The organism is Mesorhizobium sp. BH1-1-4, from assembly GCF_020165665.1.
In the GTDB taxonomy this organism is placed as follows: domain Bacteria; phylum Pseudomonadota; class Alphaproteobacteria; order Rhizobiales; family Rhizobiaceae; genus Mesorhizobium.
The window spans coordinates 639,213-663,315 of sequence record NZ_JAIUIN010000001.1 but is presented as its reverse complement, the minus strand read 5'-3'; the positions used below and the strand labels follow the sequence as shown (position 1 = coordinate 663,315).

At 63.2% G+C, this 24,103-nt stretch carries 21 protein-coding genes; 5 read left to right on the top strand and 16 right to left on the bottom strand.

Annotated features, from left to right (window positions below):
- Positions 1 to 204: 204 nt before the first annotated feature.
- The 7 genes from LB569_RS03045 to LB569_RS03015 form a co-directional block, all read right to left on the bottom strand.
- Positions 205 to 1,353 (bottom strand): Fic family protein, encoded by a 1,149-nt coding sequence (locus tag LB569_RS03045; protein WP_224690997.1) that lies wholly within the window; start codon positions 1,351 to 1,353, stop codon positions 205 to 207.
- Between the two features lie 239 nt (positions 1,354 to 1,592).
- The gene (locus LB569_RS03040) at positions 1,593 to 2,849 is read right to left on the bottom strand and encodes a tyrosine-type recombinase/integrase (RefSeq protein WP_224690996.1); all 1,257 of its coding nucleotides are present in this window, start codon (positions 2,847 to 2,849) and stop codon (positions 1,593 to 1,595) included.
- Positions 2,850 to 3,143: 294 nt separating this feature from the next.
- Positions 3,144 to 4,706, bottom strand: coding sequence for a glutamine-hydrolyzing GMP synthase (gene guaA / locus LB569_RS03035; protein ID WP_140709190.1), 1,563 nt, complete (start codon positions 4,704 to 4,706; stop codon positions 3,144 to 3,146).
- Between the two features lie 55 nt (positions 4,707 to 4,761).
- Positions 4,762 to 5,430: a 5'-methylthioadenosine/S-adenosylhomocysteine nucleosidase gene (locus LB569_RS03030; RefSeq protein WP_224690995.1), complete on the bottom strand. Its 669-nt coding sequence runs from the start codon at positions 5,428 to 5,430 to the stop codon at positions 4,762 to 4,764.
- A 93-nt stretch (positions 5,431 to 5,523) separates the two neighbouring features.
- On the bottom strand, positions 5,524 to 5,982 hold the full coding sequence (locus tag LB569_RS03025; RefSeq protein WP_023686843.1) for a PaaI family thioesterase: 459 nt from the start codon (positions 5,980 to 5,982) through the stop codon (positions 5,524 to 5,526).
- Between the two features lie 98 nt (positions 5,983 to 6,080).
- Positions 6,081 to 6,566 (bottom strand): TspO/MBR family protein, encoded by a 486-nt coding sequence (locus LB569_RS03020; RefSeq protein WP_140709194.1) that lies wholly within the window; start codon positions 6,564 to 6,566, stop codon positions 6,081 to 6,083.
- A 36-nt stretch (positions 6,567 to 6,602) separates the two neighbouring features.
- Positions 6,603 to 7,892: an RsmB/NOP family class I SAM-dependent RNA methyltransferase gene (locus tag LB569_RS03015; RefSeq protein ID WP_224690994.1), complete on the bottom strand. Its 1,290-nt coding sequence runs from the start codon at positions 7,890 to 7,892 to the stop codon at positions 6,603 to 6,605.
- A 322-nt stretch (positions 7,893 to 8,214) separates the two neighbouring features.
- Between LB569_RS03015 and LB569_RS03010 the strand changes: the two genes are divergently transcribed.
- On the top strand, positions 8,215 to 8,892 hold the full coding sequence (locus LB569_RS03010; RefSeq protein WP_127277877.1) for an MIP family channel protein: 678 nt from the start codon (positions 8,215 to 8,217) through the stop codon (positions 8,890 to 8,892).
- A gap of 68 nt (positions 8,893 to 8,960) precedes the next feature.
- Here the strand turns inward: LB569_RS03010 and katG are convergent, their stop codons facing one another.
- Entirely contained in the window at positions 8,961 to 11,162 is a 2,202-nt protein-coding gene (gene katG, locus LB569_RS03005; RefSeq protein WP_224690993.1) for a catalase/peroxidase HPI, read from the bottom strand.
- 179 nt (positions 11,163 to 11,341) lie between these two features.
- On the opposite strand from katG, the gene LB569_RS03000 reads away from it, so the two are divergent.
- The gene (locus LB569_RS03000) at positions 11,342 to 12,250 is read left to right on the top strand and encodes a hydrogen peroxide-inducible genes activator (RefSeq protein WP_140709200.1); all 909 of its coding nucleotides are present in this window, start codon (positions 11,342 to 11,344) and stop codon (positions 12,248 to 12,250) included.
- Positions 12,251 to 12,269: 19 nt separating this feature from the next.
- Here the strand turns inward: LB569_RS03000 and LB569_RS02995 are convergent, their stop codons facing one another.
- The 4 genes from LB569_RS02995 to LB569_RS02980 form a co-directional block, all read right to left on the bottom strand.
- On the bottom strand, positions 12,270 to 13,076 hold the full coding sequence (locus LB569_RS02995) for an amino acid ABC transporter ATP-binding protein (RefSeq protein ID WP_318013093.1): 807 nt from the start codon (positions 13,074 to 13,076) through the stop codon (positions 12,270 to 12,272).
- Positions 13,073 to 14,014 (bottom strand): amino acid ABC transporter permease, encoded by a 942-nt coding sequence (locus LB569_RS02990; protein ID WP_224690992.1) that lies wholly within the window; start codon positions 14,012 to 14,014, stop codon positions 13,073 to 13,075. Before LB569_RS02990 ends, LB569_RS02995 begins: the two co-directional genes overlap by 4 nt.
- A 57-nt stretch (positions 14,015 to 14,071) precedes the next feature.
- Entirely contained in the window at positions 14,072 to 14,929 is an 858-nt protein-coding gene (locus LB569_RS02985) for an ABC transporter substrate-binding protein (protein WP_224690991.1), read from the bottom strand.
- A gap of 79 nt (positions 14,930 to 15,008) precedes the next feature.
- A complete protein-coding gene (locus tag LB569_RS02980; RefSeq protein ID WP_224535764.1) occupies positions 15,009 to 16,022 on the bottom strand; it encodes an isopenicillin N synthase family dioxygenase in 1,014 nt (337 codons plus the stop codon).
- Positions 16,023 to 16,125: 103 nt separating this feature from the next.
- On the opposite strand from LB569_RS02980, the gene LB569_RS02975 reads away from it, so the two are divergent.
- Together LB569_RS02975 and LB569_RS02970 are read left to right on the top strand one after the other, a co-directional pair.
- The gene (locus tag LB569_RS02975) at positions 16,126 to 17,070 is read left to right on the top strand and encodes a nucleoside hydrolase (RefSeq protein WP_224690990.1); all 945 of its coding nucleotides are present in this window, start codon (positions 16,126 to 16,128) and stop codon (positions 17,068 to 17,070) included.
- A gap of 201 nt (positions 17,071 to 17,271) precedes the next feature.
- Positions 17,272 to 17,943 carry a TetR/AcrR family transcriptional regulator gene (locus tag LB569_RS02970; protein WP_140709212.1) on the top strand — a complete coding sequence of 224 codons (672 nt, stop codon included), beginning with the start codon at positions 17,272 to 17,274 and terminating at the stop codon, positions 17,941 to 17,943.
- Between the two features lie 17 nt (positions 17,944 to 17,960).
- On the opposite strand, the gene LB569_RS02965 is transcribed toward LB569_RS02970, so the two are convergent.
- Positions 17,961 to 18,602 (bottom strand): class I SAM-dependent methyltransferase, encoded by a 642-nt coding sequence (locus tag LB569_RS02965; RefSeq protein WP_224690989.1) that lies wholly within the window; start codon positions 18,600 to 18,602, stop codon positions 17,961 to 17,963.
- A gap of 209 nt (positions 18,603 to 18,811) precedes the next feature.
- Between LB569_RS02965 and LB569_RS02960 the strand changes: the two genes are divergently transcribed.
- Entirely contained in the window at positions 18,812 to 20,356 is a 1,545-nt protein-coding gene (locus LB569_RS02960) for an alpha/beta hydrolase (RefSeq protein WP_224690988.1), read from the top strand.
- A gap of 7 nt (positions 20,357 to 20,363) precedes the next feature.
- Here LB569_RS02960 and LB569_RS02955 read toward each other — a convergent pair whose 3' ends face one another.
- The 3 genes from LB569_RS02955 to LB569_RS02945 all read right to left on the bottom strand — a co-directional run bounded on the left by LB569_RS02955 (position 20,364) and on the right by LB569_RS02945 (position 24,051).
- Positions 20,364 to 22,136, bottom strand: coding sequence for an AMP-binding protein (locus tag LB569_RS02955; RefSeq protein WP_224690987.1), 1,773 nt, complete (start codon positions 22,134 to 22,136; stop codon positions 20,364 to 20,366).
- A gap of 98 nt (positions 22,137 to 22,234) precedes the next feature.
- Positions 22,235 to 22,933 (bottom strand): ATP phosphoribosyltransferase, encoded by a 699-nt coding sequence (gene hisG / locus LB569_RS02950; RefSeq protein ID WP_224690986.1) that lies wholly within the window; start codon positions 22,931 to 22,933, stop codon positions 22,235 to 22,237.
- Positions 22,930 to 24,051, bottom strand: coding sequence for an ATP phosphoribosyltransferase regulatory subunit (locus tag LB569_RS02945; RefSeq protein WP_224690985.1), 1,122 nt, complete (start codon positions 24,049 to 24,051; stop codon positions 22,930 to 22,932). The genes hisG and LB569_RS02945 overlap by 4 nt, the downstream gene beginning before the upstream one ends.
- Between the last annotated feature and the right edge of the window lie 52 nt (positions 24,052 to 24,103).

The window sequence follows — 24,103 nt, the reverse complement described above, 5'->3', positions numbered from 1 at the left end:
GTCCGTCGGACGGACGCCAGTCGCTGAGCGTCCGTCCGACGGACCAAATCCCGACGTGAAGAAATGCCGATCAGGCTGAAGAACGCCATAGGTGGCGTGATAGGCGCTGGAAGACACCTAAGAGACAGCACGTTTAGGCGGCATCCGCCGGTAGCATTTCGCTGTCACCCACTGGGCGCGCGGAAACACGTATTCCGAGGTCGTTCATAGGTTAGAGAACAGATTGATGTAAGGCGAATAAAAGAAGCGCCTGTTGCGAGCTTGCCCCGTGATTTCGACCAAAATCTCCGTATCGACAAATTTATCGACAAGGGCGCTTGCATTTGGGAAACTGATCCCAAGAACGTCTCGGACATTGTTTATGCTTACGGTGGGTCGCCGGTATAAGTGCTCCAAAACCTTGTTGGCTTTTCCTGCTGAGTTGCCAAATTTATCGGATATTATCGATCTGTGGCCCTCTCTGAGACTGACGATCTCTCTAGCGGTTTCAGTCGCCTGTTCGGCTACGTCACCGACCCCTTTAAGAAAGAACTTGATCCATCCTTCCCAGTCTCCATCAACGCGGGTGCTCTGAAGGCGATCGTAATACTCCTGCCGGTGTTGCTTGAAATAGTGTGAGAGGTAGAGGACGGGTTTCATCAACAGGCGTCTTTCAAACAGAAAGAATGCGATGAGGAGCCTTCCCACCCGCCCATTACCGTCAAGAAACGGGTGGATCGTTTCAAACTGCGCATGGCTCAGGCCAATCTTTATGAGCGGCGGGATATGGTCATCAGCGTGAAGAAATTTTTCAAGGTCGCTCAATGCTAACGCAGCTTCCTCGTGAGGAGGTGGGACAAAACTAGCGGAAGTTAGGTTGCTTCCGCCTGGGCCGATCCAATTCTGACTTCGGCGAAGCTCTCCCGGTTGAAGCTTATGTCCGCGAACACCATGAAGGAGTTTTTCGTGAATTTCCGTGATCAAGCGAACCGACAGAGGCAGTTCGTCGAGCCGGCTGATCCCATGATTCATCGCAGATATATAATTGACGACCTCATCAACATCTTTTGGCATTTGTTGATCGTAGATTTCCGCCTCTGCTTTCAAAAGATCATTTATGGATGCCTGAGTTCCTTCGATTTGGCTGGATAGAACGGCTTCCTTTCTAACATACATCATCACAAACAAATCGGGATTGGGAAGGGTCTGTATGGATCCATCAAGCCGTCCTAGAGCCCGATCCGCTCTTGAGAGGAGACTTTGAAGCTCGGCATCAATCGCCAGAGGCGGCTGAGGTGGCAACGGCGAAGGTATAAAAGCGCGATAGCCGGCAGGCTGTCGGACATATCGCCCGCTCCGTCCTTCGAAAGCCATCGGAATCCTCTTATTATCGTAAAACGTTATCAAGAATCATATTTGCACACGTTATTAACGTCAAGCGTTAATAGGAATCACAAAAAGTGGCTTACTAATGCAGTAGTGAGTCCCGAACCGCCTCATCATATTATCGTCCAGCTATAATACCGGCGCCACAAAGTTTCATATTAATGCTTGGCAGGAATAACGAACTCGGCGAACCTCGGGCGAGAACGTGCGTGATGCGTTGTGTGGAATCAAAGGGCCGGATCAGGCTCCAAGATCGGCAGCGACGGCGGGATCAGTGTCGGCCCATATTTCTTGCCGCCGACCCAGGCATCGACGATATCCGACCATTCCTGCATCATGTGGCGGCGTTGCACCTCATATTCCGCCTTGTTGTAGACACCACGCGACGAGCGCCCGTCCTCGTGCGCCAAGCATTTCTCAATCCAATCGCTGTTGAAACCAAGTTCATTCAACAGCGTCGAGCCCGTTCGCCGCAGGTCATGAACCGTAAACGGCTCCAGAGGCAGCCCCTCGGCCTTCGCCCGCTCGACGACCGCGTAGGTGACGCGGTTGAAGGTGGCGCGCGACATCGGTGCATCCGCATCGTACCGCGATGGGAGAAGGTATCTGGAATTTCCTGAACAGGTCTTCAGCGCAATCATGATGTCGAGCACTTGGCGTGACAGGTAGACGTTATGCGCCTTCGATCGCTTCATGCGTTCTTTCGGGATCGTCCAGACCGCATTCTCGAAATCGACCTCGTCCCAGACCGCGTCCTGCAGCTCGCTCTTTCGCACCATCGTGAGCAGGTAAAGCCGCATTCCCAAGCGGATCGTGGGAAGTGTGGCGATGTGCTCGAGCTGCTTCAGCATCACGCGAATCTCTGAAGGCGAAAGCGAACGGTCCTTTGGCACGAACGTAGCAATCGATGCGGGCCCAACTTCAGCGGCCGGGTTGGCCACCTTCTCCCCGTGCAGGATCGCAAAGCCGTAAATCTGTTTCAAGATGTCTCTCACGTGGATAGCGGTCGCAGGAGCACCACGTTCGACGATGCTGCCACAGTGGGCTCGTAGATCGTCCGGAGTGATCTCCGTCAGGAGGCGATTGCGCCAGACCGGAAGAAGCTCTCGCTCGAAGATGGAGCGCCGCATGGCGCGCGTGCTGTCGGCCATCGGCGCGGCTGTGAGCCACTTCTCCCCGAACTCGCCAAAACTCTTAGCCTCTTTCAGGCGGCGCTTCGCGCGCTGCTTCTCGATGGCCGGCGATCGTCCCTCGCGAACAGCGCGCTTCGCGTCAAGGCACTTCTCTCGAGCCAAGGCGAGCGAGATTCCGTCCCGCCCATACCTGCCGAGATAGACCGTCTCGCGACGCCCGTTGAGCCTGTAATCCAGCCGAAACGAGATCGCGCCACTGGGCATGACCCTGACATACATGCCGTCTCGGTCCGCAATCTTGTAGATTTTCTGTTTTGGTTTCAGCGCCTTAAGGGCGGCATCCGTCAGCATGCCTACTGCCTCCTGAAAAAGTACCGTCAGTACAATTTTGAGGCTTCTCGGCAGAAAATTCCTGTTTTCTTCAATGCCTTATGGGGCAAAAAAGTACCGTCACTAGCCTCATTGACTGTGACGGTACTCAGAAAAATTCGGGTGGGCAATATGCGGAAGGTCCGGCAAGCGGGCCGTCAATGCCAATCTCTGCGTGCCGATTGTCGCTGATTGTCCCTGAAAGGATTTATTTTTGTTTTCAGTCCGTTACGTCGCAAATTGGCGTATTTTCGGCGACGTTTGAGTGGGTCTGAATCATTCCCACTCGATTGTTCCCGGCGGCTTCGACGTCACGTCGTAAACCACGCGGTTGATGCCGCGCACTTCATTGATGATGCGGGTGGCGGCGGCGCCGAGGAATGCCATGTCGTAGTGGTAGAAATCAGCCGTCATGCCGTCGACCGAAGTGACGGCGCGCAGCGCGCAGACGAATTCGTAGGTGCGGCCATCGCCCATCACGCCCACGGTCTGCACCGGCAACAGCACGGCGAAGGCCTGCCAGATCGCGTCATAGAGGCCAGCCTTGCGGATCTCGTCGAGATAGATGGCGTCGGCCTCGCGCAGGATCTCCAGCTTCTCGCGCGTGATGCCGCCCGGGCAGCGGATGGCGAGGCCGGGGCCCGGGAAAGGATGGCGGCCGATGAAGCTTTCGGGCAGACCGAGCTCCTTGCCCAGCGCCCTCACCTCGTCCTTGAACAGTTCGCGCAGCGGCTCGACCAGCTGCATGTTCATGCGCTCGGGCAGGCCGCCGACATTGTGGTGCGACTTGATGGTCACCGACGGGCCGCCGGTGAAGGAAACGCTCTCGATGACGTCGGGATAGAGCGTGCCCTGCGCCAGGAAATCGGCGCCGCCGAGCTTTTTCGCCTCGTCCTCGAACACCTCGATGAACAGCCGGCCGATGGTCTTGCGCTTCTTTTCCGGGTCCGACTCGCCTTCCAGCGCCGAGATGAATTTTTCAGAGGCATCGACCAGGATCAGCGGCAGGTTGTAGTGCTGGCGGAACATCGCCACCACGCCCGCCGCCTCGTCCTTGCGCATCAGGCCGTGGTCGACGAGGATGCAGGTCAGTTGATCGCCGACCGCCTCGTGGATCAGAAGGGCAGCGACCGAGGAATCCACACCGCCCGACAACGCGCAGATGACCTTGCCCTTGCCGACCTGCTTGCGGATCGCCTCGACCGCGTGTTCGCGGTAGGCGCGCATCGTCCAGTCGCCTTCGATGCCGGCGATGTTGTGGACGAAATTTCTCAGCAGCCTGGCGCCGTCGGGCGTGTGCACCACCTCGGGGTGGAACATGATGCCGTACATTTTGCGCTCGACATTGCCGAAGATGGCGAAGGGCGAGCTTTCCGACTTGCCGAACACCTGAAAACCCGGCGGCAGGGCGATGACCCGGTCGCCATGGCTCATCCACACCTGATGACGCTGGCCGGTGGCCCACAGGCCCTCGAACAGCGGGCTGTCCTTTTCGATCTCGACGAAGGCGCGGCCGAATTCGCGATGGTTGGAGCTTTCGGCGACGCCGCCCATTTGCACGCACATGGCCATCTGGCCATAGCAGATGCCGAGCACCGGCACGCCGGCGTCGAAGACGATCTGCGGTGCGCGCGGGCTGCCGACATCACCGGTCGAGGCCGGGCCGCCGGACAGGATCACCGCTTTCGGATTGATGCGCTGGAACGCCGCCTCGGCCGACTGGAACGGCACGATCTCGGAAAACACGCCGGCCTCGCGGATGCGGCGGGCGATGAGCTGGGTAAACTGGCTGCCGAAATCGACAATCAGGACGGTGTCAGGGTGATTGGCTGTTGTCATGGCGAGCGTTTAGAGAAAGAAACGAGTCGGCGCAATGGGTTGCGGTGCCTGACTTTCAGACAGGTCTGGCCTGATCGTTGGCCGAAGCCGCCCGCTGCAAACCCGAACCGATCGCCTGTTCGAGGCGCATGACGGCGCCGGCTAGCTTTTCATCGATGACGTGCAGATATTCGGTCCAGTCGCCGACGTGCCTCAGATCAGCCGCGCCGTCGGAAATGCCGCGCAGCCCGATGAGCGGGATGTCGAAAAGCTGGCAGGCACGCAAGCAGGCGAAGGTTTCCATGTCGACCATGTCTGCGGCGATCGCTTCGTACGCCGAGCCGGTAATGATGGCGCCGCCGGTCGACAGTGTCGCCTGCTTGATTTCGGGAATACGAAACGGCAGCGGTACGGCCGCCGGCAGGTCGAGAAACGGCGTGGCGCCCTTCTCGAAGCCCAGCGGCGAGGCATCGATGTCACGATAGCTCACCGAGATGGCCTGGTAGATTTCGGTCTGCTCCAGGGTCCGGCTGCCGGCGGAGCCGAGCGAAACCACCAGATCGGGCAATGCCTTTTGCGACTTCAACCAGGAGAGCTCGGCACCGAGCCTGACGCCCGCTTCGACCGGGCCGACGCCGGTCATCAGCGGCGTGAACAGCCGCTGCAAATGCGGGCCGTATTCGGCCTGCGCCGCCATGACGAAGAGGACATCCTTGCCGCCAATGCGCACGACGTTACCGGTCATGATCTGCTTCTCCCTGTCCCGGCCCTTCGCCAATGGCTCCGGGCGTTCGTCGCTCGAAAAGCCCATTTGGGGGTCCGCTGCGCGGACCGCTCCTCACCCTGCTATGCCGTCGCGGCCGACCACCGTCATCATGGTCCCGGTCATGGTGGCGATCAGCTTGGCCTCCCCGTCGGCGGCGAAGGCATAGGCCTGGCCGTCGGCAACGATGATGGTGCGGCCGGGCTTGGTCACCGACCCGCGGAACAGAAAGCGCTCGCCCCTGCCCGGCGCCAGAAGGTTGACCTTGAATTCGATGGTCAGCACGCCGGAATTTTCCGGCATCAGCGAGAAGGCCGCATAGCCGCAGGCCGAGTCCAGCGCCGTCGAGATGACGCCGGCATGCAGGAAACCGTGCTGCTGGGTCAGTGCGGCCGAATAGGGCATCTCGATCTCGATGATGCCTGGTGTGACCAATGTCAGTTCGGCGCCGATCGTCGCCATCGCCTGCTGGCGTGCGAAGGATGCCCTGACGCGATCCTCATAGTCTGGAGCCGGTACGATCTTCGCTGCCATCACCATTGCCTTCACGTTTGCCGGGAAAGCTTATCGCAGAGGCATGAGCGGCAGGCAAATGCTTTTGCTGCACTGCAACAAAACGACATCGAGGCGTCCTAGTTCAACCAGAGAAGCGAAGCGTTGAGCAGAGTGGCGAACGCCACCCATGCCGCGTAGGGCGCGAACAGCCAGCCGGAAGCCCGATCGCGGTTCCAGACGTTCGCAATGAACAGCACGATGCTCGCGAGAAGAAGCACGATGACGACCAGGGCCGGCCCCATCATTTTTGCGCCGAAGAAAGTCGGCGACCACAGGAAATTCAGGACGAGCTGGGTGCCCCAGATCTTCATCGCCGTGCCCGACGGCTCCCGCTGCCATGTCCGCCAGCCGGCCACCGCGATCAGCACATAGAGCAGGGTCCAGGCCGGCGCGAAAACCCAAGTGGGCGGATTGAAGGGAGGCTTGGCCAGCGACGCATACCAAGCACCCGGCAGTGTCGCGTAGCCGATCAGAAGGCCCCCGCCCAGCACGAGGACGAGGAAAAGCAGAAGCGACAGATATTTTTGCAAGACTTTACCCCATGGCGGCGCGACGCCGCGCATCACGAACTGGGGCGCAGCCCCAAGCTGTCAACGGCGTCAGTTCGCCCGCCGCATGGCGCAGAAATAAAATCCGTCGGTGCCGCTCAGCGCCGGCGAGAGCGAAATGCCACCTTGGGCACCGATCCGCATCGCGGCGGCATTGCCTGGAAAATGGCTGTCCCAAAGCTGGCGATGGTCGACCGGGGCAAAGCCGCCGTGCCGATTGCGAAACGCGGCGACCTGTTCGCCATTCTCCTCGTCGAACACCGAGCAGGTGATGTAGACCAGCAGGCCGCCAGGTTTGACATAGGCCTTCGCAGCATCGAGGATCGCCGACTGCTCGCCCTTGCGGGCGTCGAGCTGTCTCTGCGTCAGGCGCCATTTGGCGTCGGGACGCCGCCGCCAGGTGCCGCTGCCGGTGCAGGGCGCGTCGACCAGCACGATGTCCATGTGGTTGGCGAGCGGGGCAAGCTCGGCCGGCTTGATGGCGATCTGCACATTTCGGTTTTCCGAACGGCGGATGCGGTCGAAGATCGGCGCCAGCCGCGCCTTTTCGGCATCGTGAGCAAAGATCTGACCGTGATTGTCCATCGCCGCCGACAGCGCCAGCGTCTTGCCGCCGGCGCCGGCGCAGAAGTCGAGCACCTGCATGCCGGCCGTCGCGCCGGCAAGTGCCGCCGCGATCTGCGACCCCTCGTCCTGGACCTCGAACCAGCCCTTCTGGAAGCCCGGCTCGGCCTGGACATTGGGATGCCTGCCGTCGCCATCGATCGGCGGGATGCGGATGCCATAGGGCGCGATCCGCGCGGCGCTTGCACCGGTCTGGGCCAGTTCGGCAAGCACCTTGGCGCGATCGGCCTGTAGCGTGTTGACCCGGATGTCGAGCGGCGGGCGTGTGGCCAGCGCGGCGCCCTCCTCGACCCATGTCTCGCCGAAGGCGCGTTCGAACAGCGGTGCGCACCAATCGGGTATGTCGGCGCGAACCGCTGGCGGCGCGTCGACGAGCCGGCGTTCGGCGATTGCCTGGAGTTCCGTGGCACTGAGCAGCGGCGGCGCGAACTTGTCACCTTCGAGCGTGGCGTTGAGCGACTGCGCCGTCTGGCTCCATTCGAGCAGCAGCGCGCCGAAGCCGATGGCGCGCGGCGTGTCTTCGCCCAGCAACCAGCCGGCGGAGCGTTTGTGGCGCAGCGCGTCGTAGACGATGTTGCCGATCGCGGCGCGATCACCACCGCCGGCGAAGCGATGTGACAGGCCCCAATCCTTCAGCGCATCGGCCACCGGCCGGTGACGCCGACCGATGTCCTCCAGCACTTCGATGGCCGCAGCCAGCCGTCCGCCCAGTCGCATTCGTCATTCCATCAAATCGAGCACATTAATCCCAGGGCCTGCTCTTAGAGCCTTTCACGTCCGGATTGAACCCCGCTCCATCGCACACCGCCGAGACGCCGCGGACCACGCCAGCGGATTCAGCCGACCAATAAATTTCCCCGGTCGGCAAAAGCAGATCGATCAATAGATGAAAGGTCTCTAATGTTCGTAACTGGGGACTGCAAGCACGGCTTGTGGCGCAACCGCTCTGCTTTCCAAGTTTTTCGGTTGGGAATACTCTTGTCGCCATGATTCGCGGCGCGGAAACCGTGGACCGGCGAATCGTCACGAGGAGAGGGCAATGAAGACTTATCTGGCGGAAGTTCTAGGCACATTTCTGTTGGTGTTCATCGGTACGGCGTCCGTGGTGACGGGCGGCTTCGGCGGCGCGCTGCCGCTTGGTCAGGAGGGCATCGGCCTGGCATTCGGCATCGGCCTCATCGCGGCGGCCTATGCGATCGGCCCGATTTCGGGCGCGCATCTCAATCCGGCGGTGACGCTCGGCGTCTTCCTTGCCGGCCGGCTGCCGGCCAAGGACGTCATCCCCTACTGGATCGCGCAGATCATCGGCGCCATCATCGCCTCGCTGGCGTTGTGGATCATCGTTTCCGGCCAGGCCGGTGGCCACACCGGCGGCTTCGGCGCCAATGGCTGGGACGAGACGAAATGGGGCATGAGCTCGGCGTTCCTGTGGGAGCTGATCGGCACCTTCACCTTCGTCACGGTTATCCTTGGCGTCACCGCCGAGAAGCACTCGACGGCTTTTGCCGGGCTGGTCATCGGCCTGACGCTGGCCGGCATTCACTTCGCCATGATCCCGGTCACCGGCACCTCGGTCAATCCGGCGCGCTCCATCGGTCCGGCGCTGTTTACCGGCGGTGCCGCGCTCAGCCAGCTCTGGCTGTTCATCGTCGCGCCGCTCATCGGCGGCGCCATTGCCGGCGTCGTCGCCAAGGCGCGCGTCTTCGAGAAGGATTGATTTCCAGAGCCTGAATGCAAAAGGCGCGGGCCGTGGCCCGCGCCTTTTTCGTAGGCCTTAAGTTCGAATCAGGCAGCGATATCAAAGCGATCGGCGTTCATCACCTTGGTCCATGCCGCAACGAAGTCCCGGGCGAATTTCTGCCCAGCGTCCGCCGATCCGTAGACTTCGGCCAGCGCTCGCAGTTGCGCGTGCGAACCGAAGATCAGGTCGGCGCGGGTGCCTGTCCACTTGACCGCCCTGGTCTTGCGGTCGCGCGCTTCGTACACCTCTTCCGAACCCGGAACAGAACCGGCAGCCGGATCCCACACCGTGCTCATGCTGAGCAGGTTGACGAAGAAGTCGTTGGTCAGCGTACCCGGCCTGTCGGTGAGCGCGCCGTGCTTTGACTGCCCGGTGTTGGCGCCAAGCACCCGCAGGCCGCCGACAAGCACCGTCAGTTCCGGCGCCGTCAGGCCCAGCAACTGCGCCCGGTCGACCAGCATGGCTTCAACCGACATGGGCTGCTTGCCCCTGACGTAGTTGCGGAAGCCGTCGACTTTAGGCTCGAGCGCGGCAAAGGAGTGAACGTCCGTCTGCTCTTGCGAAGCGTCCATGCGGCCGGGCGTGAACGGCACCTTCACGTCGTTGCCGCCGTCCTTCGCGGCCTTCTCGACCGCGGCGACACCACCGAGCACGATCAGGTCGGCCAGCGATACCTTCTTGCCACCGGTATTGAACTCCTTCTGGATGGCCTCGAGCTTGGCCAGCACCTTCGACAATTGGGCCGGCTCATTGACAGCCCAGTCCTTCTGCGGTGCCAACCGGATGCGGGCACCGTTGGCGCCGCCGCGCTTGTCGGAGTTGCGGAAGGTCGAAGCCGAGGCCCAGGCGGTCGAGACCAGTTCGGAAACCGACAGGCCGGAGGCCAGGATCTTGGTCTTCAGCGAGGCGATGTCCTGCTCGCTGACCAGTTCATGATCGATCGCCGGGATCGGGTCCTGCCAGATCAGCTCTTCCTTCGGCACCAATGGGCCGAGATAGCGCACGACCGGGCCCATGTCGCGATGGGTCAGCTTGAACCAGGCGCGGGCAAAGGCGTCGGCGAACTGCTCCGGACGCTCATGGAAACGCCGCGAGACCTTCTCGTAGGCCGGGTCGGCCCGCAGCGCGAGATCGGTGGTCAGCATGGCCGGCGCATGATGCTTGGAAGGGTTGTGCGCGTCCGGCACCGTGCCAGCACCGGCGCCGCCCTTCGGCGTCCACTGATGGGCGCCGGCCGGGCTCTTGGTCAATTCCCATTCGAAGTTGAACAGATTGTCGAAGAAGTTGTTGCTCCACTTGGTCGGCGTCGTCGTCCAAGTGACTTCGAGGCCCGACGTGATGGCATCGCCGGCAATGCCTGACGCATGCTTGCTCGACCAGCCGAGGCCCTGCGCCTCGATACCGGCACCTTCGGGCTCCGCGCCCACCAGCGAGGCATCGCCAGCGCCATGGGTCTTGCCGAACGTGTGACCGCCGGCAATCAGCGCCACGGTTTCCTCGTCGTTCATGGCCATGCGCGCGAAGGTTTCCCTGATGTCGCGGGCCGAGGCCAGCGGATCGGGCTTGCCGTTCGGCCCTTCCGGATTGACGTAGATCAGGCCCATCTGCACGGCGCCGAGATGGCCGCGAAGCTCACGGTCGCCGGAATAGCGCTCGTCGCCGAGCCATTTGGTTTCGGAACCCCAGTCCACGTCCTGCTCGGGCTCCCAGACGTCGGCGCGGCCGCCGGCGAAGCCGAAGGTCTTGAAACCCATCGATTCCAACGCGACGTTGCCGGTGAGGATCAAGAGGTCGGCCCAGGAAATCTTGCGGCCGTATTTCTGCTTGACCGGCCAGAGCAGGCGGCGCGCCTTGTCGAGATTGGCGTTATCAGGCCAGCTGTTGAGCGGCGCGAAACGCTGCTGGCCGGCGCCTGCGCCGCCACGGCCGTCGCCGATGCGGTAGGTGCCGGCGCTGTGCCAGGCCATGCGGATGAACAGCGGCCCGTAATGGCCGAAGTCAGCCGGCCACCAATCCTGCGAATCCGTCATCACATGGTGCAGATCCTTGATGACCGCATCGAGATCGAGGCTGCCGAATTCCTTGGCATAGTCGAAGTCCTCGCCCATCGGGTCCGACAGGTTCGACTGCTGGTGGAGAACGCCGAGGTCCAGCTGGTTCGGCCACCAGTCACGGTTGGTCCGGCCGGCGGATCCATGCGCCACAGGGCATTTGCCCGCGCTGTTATCGTCGGTTTTCGCGTCCATGTCTCACTCCAATTTTGCCGAGGTTTGATTGTGCCGAGGTTGATTTTTGCCGAGATTTTGGGGGCGGCCAGCGGCGCGCGCCAATCTGGAACGGTTCCAGACTAGGGCACACTGACGATAAAAACAAATTGTCTTTCCTGTTTATTTCGATAGGATTTTCTTATGACGAGCTTGACCACATGATCGGATTGACGGTTCGCCAGATGCATTATTTCGACGCGCTGGCGCAGACGCTGCATTTTGGGCGTGCGGCGAAACTTGCCGGTGTCAGCCAGCCGGCGCTATCCTCCCAGATCGCCGAAATGGAGCAACGGCTGAACTGCCGGCTGTTCGAGCGCGGCGGCAGGTCGGTGCGCATGACGGATGACGCGATTGCGCTGTTGCCGCGCATCGAGCGCATCCTGGCCGATATACGTGACGTGGAAACGACAGCCCGGCGCGGCCGCACGGCGATGGAGGGACGCTTCCGCCTGGGCATCATCCCGACCATCGCGCCCTATCTTCTGCCGCTCGCCCTGCCTGAATTGAAGAAGCACTTCCCGGCCTTGCTGCTCGAATTGCGCGAGGCGGTCACCACCTCCCTGGTCGACGACACCGCATCGCGAAAACTCGATGCCTTCATCGCCGCGCTTCCGCTCGACCATCCCGGGCTGATCACCGAGGCGCTGTTTCCCGATCGGTTCTTCCTGGCCGTGCCATCAGGCGATCCGGCTTTCGCCTCGCCGCCGGTCCCACCCGAGAGCCCGGCGCTGGAAAGATTGATGCTGCTGGAAGAAGGCCATTGCCTGCGCGAACAGGCGCTGGCCGTCTGTGGCAATGTGCGGCCGGTGGCGATGGCAAGCTACGGCGCCACCAGCCTGACCACGCTGCTGCAGATGGTGGCGCACGGGCTCGGCGTCACCCTCATCCCGGAAATGGCGGCTGGGCCCGCCGGCACCATCCCCGACCTCAAGATCGTGCCGTTCCAGGAGCCGATGCCGCAGCGCATGATCTGCCTTGCCTGGCGGCGCAACAATGCACGGCATGGCGAATGCGTCGAGCTGGCGAAGATTATCCGGGGCCTCGGCGCGGCGGTGCTGGCGGGCTGAGAGCGAGTCAAACCACGGGCTACAGCACCCGCGACAGGAATTCGCGGGTGCGCGGCGATGTCGGATTGGCAATCATCTCACGCGGCGTGCCGCGTTCGACAATCACGCCGCCGTCCATGAAGACGAGCTGGTCGCCGATCTCGCGGGCGAAACCGATCTCGTGGGTGACGACGACCATCGTCATCCCGCTCTCGGCCAGGTCGCGCATGACCTGCAGGACTTCGCCAACCAGTTCCGGATCGAGCGCCGAGGTCGGCTCGTCGAAAAGCAGCACCTTGGGCTTCATGGCCATGGCGCGCGCGATCGCGACACGCTGCTGCTGGCCGCCGGACAATTCGCGCGGATAGCGGTCGACCTTGTCGGCGAGGCCGACACGCCGCAGCAGCACTTCCGCTTCGGCCTTCGCCTGGTCCAGTGCTATTCGCCGCACCTGCGTCGGCGCCTCGATCAGGTTCTCCATCACGGTCATGTGCGAGAACAGGTTGAACGACTGGAACAGCATGCCGATCTCGGCACGGCGCCGGCATAGAAGATCGTCCTTCACCTCATGGAGCTTGTCGCCCTGTAGGTCGTAGCCGACGAACTGGCTGTCGACCAGCAGGATGCCGCCGCTGAGTTTTTCCAGATGGTTGATGCAGCGCAGAAACGTGCTCTTGCCGGACCCCGACGGGCCGATGATACAGGCGACCGATCCTTCCGGCACATCGAGGTCGACGCCTTTGAGCACTTCGAGCTGGCCATAGGTCTTGCGCACGCCGCGCGCGAACACCATGGAGTTGGCCGGCACGCCGAAGCGGGCACGATTTTCGGATTTCACATCGCTCATCGGGCAACGCCGCGCAGGCTGATGGCGTTGCGCAAGGCGCGCATCGTCAGAGGGTCGCGTCTGACATCGCTGCGGCCGAAATGGCGCTCCAGGAAATGCTGCCCGACCGACATGATGCTGACCACGGCGAGATACCAGAAGGCGACCACGATCAGCAGCGGGATGGTCTCGAAGGTTCGCGCGTAGATGCTTTGCGCGGTGTAGAACAGATCGTCGACGGCGATGAACGTCACCAGCGAGGTCATCTTCAGAAGGTTGATCGCCTCGTTGCCGGTCGGCGGCAGCACAAAGCGCATGGCCTGCGGCAAGGTGATGCGTTTCAGGATCATGCGGTAGGGCATGCCGAGCGCGCTTGCCGCTTCCGACTGGCCTGACGGCACCGACTTGATGCCGGCGCGGATGATCTCGGCCATGTAGCCGGCCTCGCACAGGGACAGCGCGACGACGGCGGAAAAGAACGGCGTCATGAAATCATTGGTGCGCACCGAAAACAGCGTGCCTATGAACGGCAAGGTCAGCGAGATTTCGCGCACCAGCAGCGACAGGTTGAACCAGAAAATCAGTTGGATTAGCGCCGGCACACCACGGAAGAACCAGACATAGACGCCGGAAAAGGCGCGCAGCACCGGGCTTGGCGACACCCGCATGATGGCGATGACGGTGCCGACCACGATGCCCAGCACCATGATGACGACGGTGAGCAGCAGCGTGTTGCCCAGGCCGCGCATGATCGAGGGATGGAAAAGATAGCCGGCGGCCGTGCCCCAGGCGAAAGCAGGGTTGCTGGCAAAGGCACGAATGATCAGAAACGCCAGCAGCAGCGCGAGCGCGGTGCCGATCCAGATGCCATAGCGGCGCTGCGGCACAACGGTCAGCCGCGATACGGCGGCGGCAGCGCCCGGCTCGATGCCGATCTCGGTCGGGTGGGCCACGCCCATCAACGGTCTCCTGATTTCTGGCCGGCGCCTGGCCCGTGGTCAGGCGCCGGGTAATCCTTATTCGGCTCGAAGCGCGTCCATGGAGCCGACGAAGTAGGGTTCCTTGATCGCGTAAGCGCCCATGCCATACTTCTCCAGGACAGTCTTGTACGTGCCGTTCTTGAACAGCTCGGCAAGGGCCGCCACCATCATGTCGGCGGTTTCCTTGTCGTCCTTGGCGATCGCCATGCCGAGCGGCGCCACCTCATAAAGCGTCGGCAGCACCACCAACTGGCCCTTGCTGGTCACCTCGAAATAGCTGGATGCCGTGGCATCGTCCATACGCGCGTCGACGCGGTCCGAAAGCACTGCCTGGACGATATCGGTCGAAGAGTTGAAGACGGACTTCTCGATGGCCTTCTGGCCCTTGTCGGTGCACTCCTTGGTGAGCTTGTCGACGAGGAAATCCGAGGCGCTGCCGGCCGAGACACCGATGCGCTTGCCGCAAAGCGGCGTGTCGCCGCCGAAGCTCGCCTTCTTGTCGGGTGACGTCGAGACGGCCAGGCCCGCCTTCAGGAACATGACGAAATCGACCTGCTTCAGGCGCTCCGGCGTGGCCGAGAAGGTCTCCCAGGCGATCTTGAAGCGGCCGGCCGCGAGGCCCGGGATCATCGACGGAAACGGCGTGCGCTGGATATCGAGCTTGGCGTCGACGAGCTTGGCCACTTCGCCGGCGAGTTCGACGATGATGCCGGTCTGCTTGCCGTCGGCGTCGAGATATTCGAACGGCGCGAAGTCCAGCGTGTTGGCGACGGCGAGCGTTCCGCTCTGCTTCACCTCAGCCGATTTCGGCACATTGGCGGCTTTGGAAACCCCGGCCCAGACGGTGGCGGAAAGCGCCAGCGCGAGGCCGGTCATTTGCAGATATCTGTTCATTGCTGTTCCCCTTTCTTGTCCTTGATTGCAGTCTTGCCGCAAAGCCCGGGCCGGTGCCCGGCCTGGGCTCGGCATGCCTTTACGAGGCGGCTGCCTCGGCCGCCTTCTTCTTGCGGTAGTGGTAATTCTTGTCGATGCGCTCCATCAAGTAATCGCCATAGAGCACCGGCTCGTATTTCGGCTGTGTGCCGGCAGGCACGCAGACCGGAAGCGCGGCGATCGTCTCGTCCATCGAGGGATCGAAGAAGAAGGGCTGCGAATAGCGCTCGCGTCCGGAGCGGTTGATGACGCGATGCGGCGTCGAGACAAACTGGTCGTTCGACCAGCGCGCCAGGATGTCGCCGACATTCATGACGAAGGAATCCGGAACCGGAGGCGCTGGAACCCAGTCGCCGGCCTTGTTCTTGACCTCGAGGCCGCCGACATTGTCCTGCGCCAGCAGCGTGATGAAACCATAATCGGTATGCGGCGCCGAACCGAAAAGCCCCTCTTCCTGGGGCTGCGTCGGATAGTGCAGCAGCCGCAGGAAGGTCGTCGGCTGCTCGAAATAGCGGTCGAGGCTGCCGGAGGGCAACCCGAGCGAGAGCGCGATGGCGCGCACCATCTTGCGGGCGAGCGTGCTCATTTCCTGGACGTAGCGCTCGATCGTTTCCCGGAACCCGGCAAGAGCCGCCTCGTCAGGCCACTGGTTCGGGCCTTGCAACGGCTTGTCGGCCAGGGCCCGCGGATCATCGGCGCCGACCTCGTGCATGAAAAAGATCGATTCGCTCTGGTTCGGCTTGCTGACGGTCGCCACCGACGAGGTCACGATGGTCGAGCCGGCGAAGGGCAGGAAGCCGCGAAAATTCTTGTCGATCTTCAGCTTCGCCTTCTCCTCCTCGGGCAAGGCAAAGAAGCGCTTGGAAGCTTCGCGGACCGCTTCGACGTCGGCGCGCGGAATGGCGTGGCCGGTGACATAGAGGAAGCCGATCGTCTCGAGATAGCGGCGCAAGGTCGCTGCCGTTGCCCGGATCCCGGCTTCGTCGTCGCCATAGAGCGCCGAGACGTCGAGGATCGGAATTTCGGAAAAATCGCCGCGCTCTTGTGCATCCATTTTCGAACACCCTGTCTTGAACATAAGATACAGTACTGTATTTCTACACATCCGAACGGCCTCATCAATAGGCTTTCGATCGCAAAGAGAAGGACGCGGCATCATGGCACCACGCAAGATCATCATCGACACCGATCCGGGCCAGGACGACGCCTTCGCCATCCTCTTCGCATTGGGATCGCCAGATGAGGTCGACGTGGTCGGCATCACCACGGTCGGGGGCAACGTGCCGCTTGCACTGACGTCGAAGAACGCCCTCAAGGTCGTGGAGCTTGCCGGGCGGCCCGATGTGCCTGTTCATGCTGGATGTCCGGCGCCGATGGTGCGCAAGCTGATCACCGCCGAATATGTCCATGGCGAAACCGGCCTCGACGGTGCCGACCTGCCCGAGCCAGTGACGCCGCTGCAAAGCGAACACGCGGTCAATTACATGGTGAGCACCATCATGGATGCGCCGGAAGGCGAATTGACCGTCTGCACGCTCGGGCCGATGACCAACCTGGCCATGGCCATGACCATGGAGCCGAGGATCGTACCTCGGCTGCGCGAAGTGGTGCTGATGGGCGGCGGCTTCTTCCAGGGCGGCAACGCCACGCCAGCTGCCGAGTTCAACATCTTCGTCGACCCGCATGCCGCGCACAAGGTGTTCGACAGCGGCGTGCCGGTGACCATGGCGGGCATCGACTGCACCTACACCGCGCTGATGACGCCCGAATGGCTGGACCGCTTGCGCGCCACCGGCAGCCGCGCCGCGATCGAGGCCGCGAACCTGGCGGACTTCTACCGCCAGTACGGCACCCACAAATTCGAGACGCCGGCACGCCCGATCCACGATGCCTGCGTCACCGGCTATCTCCTGGCGCCGCAAATCTATGAACAGCGCCAGTGCGCGGTGACGGTCGACATCGTCTCGCCAGAGACGATCGGCATGACGGTCGTCGACTGGTGGCATGTGACGGGACGGCGCAAGAACTGCAACGTCCTGCGGCGCATCGATCCGGCGCCGTTCTTCGAACTCATGCTGGAGCGGATCAGCGCATTGCCCTGAGCTTGGCGCGGCCCGGCGCTCTTAGAAACGCCCGGCCACTCTATCTCCTTGTTTTTACGCAATTCCGACGGAAATCGTTACACACTCTTCCTGGAATTGCTCTAACGTTCCGCGATAATGGACAGTTGATGAGTCGCCAAGCGCATCGGAGCCGGCAAACGGATTGCAGGCGTTGGGCAAGGCGATGAAGGTCTTGATCACATGAAAGCCGATAGCGCGCCGGCCAAGGGCAAGAGACCGTCCAAGCCTGCCGCGCCCGCGAAGGCGGCGCGGCAGACGCTGAGCCGCGAGGCCTGGATCGCGGCGGCGCGCAAGGTGCTGGAGAAGCACGGCATCGGCGAGGTGAAGATCGACCGCCTCGCCAAGCAGTTCAAGGTGACGCGCGGCAGCTTTTATTTCCACTTCACCAGCCTAGCCGATCTTCGCGACGGCCTGCTGCAGGAATGGCGGGACATCAATTGCCAGCCCTTCTGGGCGATGCGCGAGATGCACGACGTGGACGGCCTGCAGTTCTTCACCGACATCGTGCATGTCTGGGTCGACGAGGCACCGTTCAGCCCGCTGCTCGACCTCGCCGTGCGCGATTGGTCGCGAACGTCGAAAAAGCTGGCGCGGGAGGTCAAGGATATCGACGATTTGCGCGTCGAACTCCTGATGCGCTCCTTCCGCGCCATGGGCTATCCCCCGGACGAGAGCCTGGTCAGGGCCCGCATCACCTATTTCCACCAGATCGGCCAATATGCGCTGTCCTTCAAGGAGGACCCGGCGGTGCGCCGCAGCTACCAGCCGCTGTTCGGCGAAGTGCTGCTCGGGCCGCTGGTGCAGGAGCGGGGTTCAGCACCACGGCCGTCGGAGATTAAGGGCGGGCGATAGGAGACGACGAACGCGCCTCAACCCGTTAGGGGTATCGCGATACCGGCATGGTGGCTTCCCAACTGCCAGAAGGGCAGCCGGAACCGCTCACGCTCCGCTTCCACGACATGAAAACCCGCCGCATCGATCAGGTGCAATGGATCGCGGTTGAGATGGCAGCCGCCGGCAAGCCGGCCCCATATCCGGTTCAGACGTTCCTGCCACCGGCGGCAACGCGGCCCCTCGGCCTGGCCGTGCTCGATGAAGATCAACCGGCCCGTGGGCTTCAGGACGCGCCGGATCTCGGTCAGCGCCGCCTCGGGGTCCGGAATGGTGCAGAAGGCATAGGTGACGACGACCGTGTCGGCGACGCTGTCGGCCAATGGCAGGTTTTCGCCGCTGGCCCGGATGCAGTCGACATTGAATGGCAAAGAACGGCTCTTCGGTTCGGCCAGGCCGAGCATCGTGCCGTCGGGATCGACGCCGACCAGCCGCTTTACCCTGCCGGCGTCGTAGTAGGGAAGGTTCAGACCGGACCCGAAGCCGACTTCGACGACAACGCCGCCTGCCCGTGGAATCAGGCGCCTGCGCATGTCAGCGAAGGCGCTGGCCGAACAGCCGGCGTGGACCAGGTAGGGAGCAATGCAGCGCGCGTACCAGGAGAGACAGGATTGGCACATGTCTCAGCCTCCTTGCCCTGCGTCGGCAGCACCGACAGGGGCACCCCCGCAGGCAAGGGGCCCTGATGTGCAATGGTGGGTGAAGGTATTGACCAGTGACATTTCTCGCTCCAAGGAGTCTCATGATCGGGCCCGATCGGCCCGATGTCGTGGGGATGGATAGAAGGCCGGCGTCCCCTCAACGTCCCTGCATGGCCGTGTGCGGATCGATGGAACGACTGGAATTCGGATTTCTGGGTTTTCCGGAGTTCCGCTTGAACGGCCGGCGGGTGGACCTCGCCCTGCGCAAGGCGGCGGCGCTCCTCATCTATCTCGTCGAGGCCAGCGGACCGGTGGCGCGCGAGGTCGTCGCCACGCTTTTGTGGCCAGAAGCCGATGAGCAGGCCGCACGCGCGCGACTGCGGCGTACGCTCTATAAAATCCGCATCGCCTTCGGCAGCGAGATCATCGCCGCCACGGGCGCCTCGCTGAGCCTGCACCCGGCGCTGTCCGCCGAGATCGACACCAGGGTTTTCGAGCAGGCCTGCAATTGCGGCGCTCTCGACGAGGCAGCCGGGATCTACAAGGACGACTATCTCGCCGGCTTCTCGCTGCCGGACTGTCCGGAATTCGAGGAGTGGGTCTTCTTCCGGCGAGAGACCTTGCGCGGCCGGCTGGTGCAGGCGCTGGAGCGGCTCGTCGAAGCCAAGATCGGCGGCGGCGAGCCGCGCGGCGCGGTGGTCTATGCGACACGGCTGGCGGCACTCGACCCCTTGAGCGAAAGCGCGCACCGCCATCTGATCCGCGCTCACCTGGCGGCCGGGGACAGGGCGGCGGCAGAGCGCCAGATCGAGACCTGCATCCGGCTCTTGCGGGACGAACTCGGCGTCGCGCCGGACCCCGCCACGCTCGCCATGCTGCGCGAGCCAACTCAGGACGCCACCCTGGATGTGCCCAGGACGCGCTATGTCGCGGTGGACGGCATCCATATCGCGTACCAGATCGTCGGCGGCGGCCCGACCGACATCGTGCTTGTTCCTGGCTTCATTTCTCATGTCGAGCGTATCTGGGAAGACCCTACCTGCCGCGCCTGGCTGACCGAGGTTTCGCGCCTCGGTCGCCTGATCCTCTTCGACCGGCGCGGCATGGGGCTCTCAGACCGCGTCGGTGCCCGCCCCACGGTCGAGGCGACGGCGCAAGATATTCTGGCGGTCATGGACGCGGCCGGCAGCCGCCGGGCCTTGCTGGTCGGCGCGTCGGAGGGTGGGCCTGGCTGTATTCGCTTTGCCGTCGAGCATCCCGATCGCCTGACCGGCCTCGTCCTGTGGGGCTCGCTCGCCAAAGGCAGCCGCGCACCCGACTATCCCTTTGCCTTGACCGTCGCGCAGTATGATCTGTGGAAGCAACGCCTGCTCGCCGGCTGGGGAGGCCCGGCCGAAATCGAAACCTTTGCCCCGAGCCTCGCTGACGACCGCCAGGCGAGGACATGGTGGGCCGGATTGCTCAGGGCGGCCTCCAGCCCAGGCGCGGTCGCCGGCCTGCTGGAGGCGCTACGGGATGCCGATATCCGCCACCTCCTGGCAAAAGTCTCCGCCCCGACGATGATCCTCCACCGCTCCGGCGACCGGGCCGTGCGCATCGAGGCCGGGCGGTTCCTCGCGTCCAGCATTCCCGGCGCCCGGTTCATCGAAGTCGACGGCGACGACCACTGGTTCTGGGCCGGCGACCAGCAGGCGCTGCTCGACAGCATCGGCGCAATGGCGCGACGCGGCTGATCCCGCCTCACGCCGTCTTCTGCGCCACCAGTCCCAACTCTTCCACCATTGCCTGACGCATCAGGAATTTCTGCGGCTTGCCGGTCACCGTCATCGGCAATTCGGTGCGGAAGCGAATGTGGCGCGGTATCTTGTAATGGGCGATCTGGCCGGCGCAGAAGGCCTTGATCTCCTGCTCGGTGGCGACCTGGCCGGGTTTGAGCACGATCCAGGCGCACAATTCCTCGCCATATTTGGCGTCCGGGATGCCGAAGACCTGCACTTCCCGAACCTTGGGGTGGCGGTAGAGGAATTCCTCGACCTCCCTGGGATAGACGTTCTCGCCGCCGCGAATGACCATGTCCTTGACGCGGCCGACAATGTTGCAATAGCCCTCGGCGTCGATGGTGGCGAGGTCGCCGGTGTGCATCCAGCCGTCGATGTCGATTGCTTCACGGGTCTTTTCGTCGTCGTCCCAATAGCCCTTCATCACCGAATAGCCGCGCGTGCAAAGCTCACCCGGCTCGCCGACGGCAACGGTGGCGCCCTCGGCATCGACCGCCTTGACCTCGACATGCGGATGGATGCGCCCAACGGTCGAGACGCGCTTTTCCAGCGGATCGTCGGTGCTGCTCTGGAACGAGACCGGGCTGGTCTCGGTCATGCCGTAGGCGATGGTCACCTCCGACATATGCATCAGCGACACCACCTTCTTCATCACCTCGATCGGGCAGGGCGAGCCGGCCATGATGCCGGTGCGCAGGCTGGAGAGATCGAAGGTCGGGAAGTCCGGATGATCGAGCATGCCGACGAACATGGTCGGCACGCCGTAGAGGCCCGTGCAACGCTCCTGCGCGACCGCCTTCAGCGTCAGGCCGGGATCAAAACCCTCGCAGGGGAAAACCATCGTCGCGCCCTTCGACACACAGCCCATCGTGCCCATCGACATGCCGAAGCAGTGATAGAGCGGCACCGGGATGCAGAGCCGGTCGTCGACGGTGAGTTTTATCGCCGAGGTGACGAAATTGCCGTTGTTGACGATGTTGAGATGGGTAAGCGTCGCGCCCTTGGGCGCGCCGGTCGTGCCCGACGTGAACTGGACGTTGATCGCATCGCCAGGCTTCAGGCCCTCGGAGATGCGGTCGAGGCTGTCATGCTCGTCGCGGCCGGCCATGGCCAGCACGTCGCCGAAATTGAACATGCCTGGCGAGTTCTCCTCGCCCATGCGGATGACGATCCTGAGCGCCGGCAATTTCGCGGCCTTCAGTCTGCCGGGTGTCGCCGTGACGATTTCCGGCGCCAGCGTCTCGATCATGCCGAGATAGTCCGAGGTCTTGAAGCTCGCCGCCGTCACCAGCGCCTTGCAGCCAACCTTGTTGAGGGCATATTCCAGTTCGGTCAGCCGGTAGGCTGGATTGATGTTGACCAGGATCAGGCCGATGCGGGCGGTGGCGAATTGCGTCACCAGCCATTCCCAGCGGTTGGGCGACCAGATGCCGACCCGGTCGCCCTTGTGCAGGCCCAGTGCCAGGAAACCGGCGGCCAGCGCATCGACGGTGTCCGACAGTTCGCTCCAGGTGAAGCGCTTGTCCTGGCCGACGAAGACCGCGGCATCGAGCGTGCCGTATTTGCTGACGGTGTCGGAGAAAAGGGCTGGAATGGTCTGCTCCAGCAACGGAACCTTGCGCTCGCCGGAGACATGCGCCCTGCCGTCGACGGGCGCGACAAACACAATGCCGGAGCGCGCGCCGCGTCCGCGCAGATTGGTGGCGTTCTTCAGCTCGTCGAGATTGACCGGCATCGCTGTCTCCTCCCAGCACGGACCGAGCCTATCAGCCTGCCGGGACGGTGGAAATCCCGCCGATGGTCGAGGCGTCCCTCCCCGCGAGGGAAACCGGACTATCCGACCGCCGCCGCCATTTTCGCGGCTATATCGCGCAAGACGACCTCGTCGGCAGCGGAACGATCTTTCCTCGAGGCCACCAGGCAGGCCTGCGACTGCAGCACGACGCCATCGCCCAGCACCTTGAGATGGTTGGCGCGCAGCGTCGAGCCCGACGAAGTGATGTCGACGATAACGTCGGCAAGCCCTGCCGCCGGCGCGCCCTCGGTGGCGCCGAGGCTCTCGACGATGCGGTAGACCTGGATGCCGTGCTTCTGCGAAAAGAACTGCTGCGTCAGCCGCCAGTATTTGGTGGCGATCCTGAGCCGCCGGCCATGGCGCTGGCGGAAATCGGCGGCGACGTCATCGAGATCGGCCATGGTGTCGACATCGAGCCAGATCTCGGGCACCGCGACCACGACATCGGCATGGCCGAAGCCGAGACGGGCGACGATTTCGGCCCGCGCTTCCCATTCGGCGAGATTTTCCCGCACCAGATCCTCGCCGGTGATGCCGAGATCGACCGCGCCCTGCCCTATTTCGCCCGATATTTCGGAGGCCGACAGGAAGACCACTTCGACATTGTCCATGCCCGCGACGCGGGCGTGATACTTGCGCTCGTCGCCGGGCAGGCCGACGGCGAGGCCGGCCCTGGCCAGAAGCTCCAGCGCCTGCTCCTTCAGCCGGCCTTTCGACGGGATCGCCAGCGTGATCATAGTGCCGTCTCCCGCAACGCCTCGATGCGGTCGAGCCACACGGAGAAGCCGACACCGGGTATCGCGGTCTTGGCGCCAAGCAGCGTCAGCAACCTGTCGTAGCGCCCACCACCGGCAAGGGGACGCTCGCCATCCCTGGCAGCGATTTCAAAGACCACACCGGTGTAATAATCGAGCGGACGGCCGAAGGCCGCGTCGTAGCGGATTTTTCCCGAGGGCAAGCCATGCGCCTCGATCGCCTTGGCGCGGGCCGCGAATTTTTCCAGCGCCGCACCCAATGAAAGTCCGGCGCCTGCGGCGAAAGACTCCAGCGCCCGCGTAGCGCTATCCAGCGGCACGTCGATGGCCAGAAAACCCTTCAGCGCCGCGAAGGCCTCGTTCGACAGCCGCACGCTGCGCAATTCGGCCTTCTCAATCAATCGCCGTGCAATGTCCGATGGCGCGCGCCCGGCCGATGCCGACAGGCCAGCCTCCTCCATGCCGCCGGCAATATGAGCTGACAGACCTTCGAGATCACCGTCGAGCACAAGCGCCGCGACATCGCCGGAGAGTTGCCCGTTGCGCGGCGGGTTGGCGAGATCGGCGAGTGCCGCCTCCAGCATCGGCGCCGAGCCGAAGGCACGGGCCAGCCGCATGCGCCATCCGCGCGGCAGGCCGAGTGCCGCCAGCACCGCCTCGAAGATACCCTGGTCGCCGAGCGTGACCGACAGCGGCTGACCGGGCAGGACGAGCGACAGCAGCGCATGCGCGTCGGCCACCGAGCGGGCATCGGCTTCAGCCGTGTCGCGATCGCCGAGATCCTCGATGCCGGCCTGGAAAAACTCGTTGCCGCCCTCGCGGCGCTGGCGGAACACTTCGCCAAGATAGGAGTAGCGGCGCGGCGTGCCGGCCTGGCTGGCGATATGATCGAGGCAAACCGGAATGGTGAATTCGGGGCGCAGGCAGAGTGTCTGTCCGGTCTCGCTTTCGGTAAGGAAAATGCGCCGGCGCAGATCCTCGCCGGCCATGTCGAGGAACGGATCGGCCGGCTGCAGCACGGCGACTTCCACGGCGTGGGTGTCGCGGGTGGCGAAGAGGCTGGTGATGTCGGCTGATATGGCGGGGTAGCGGGAGGTCATGGACAGGATGGGCGCGAGGCACCCCCCTCTGTCCTGCCGGACATCTCCCCCG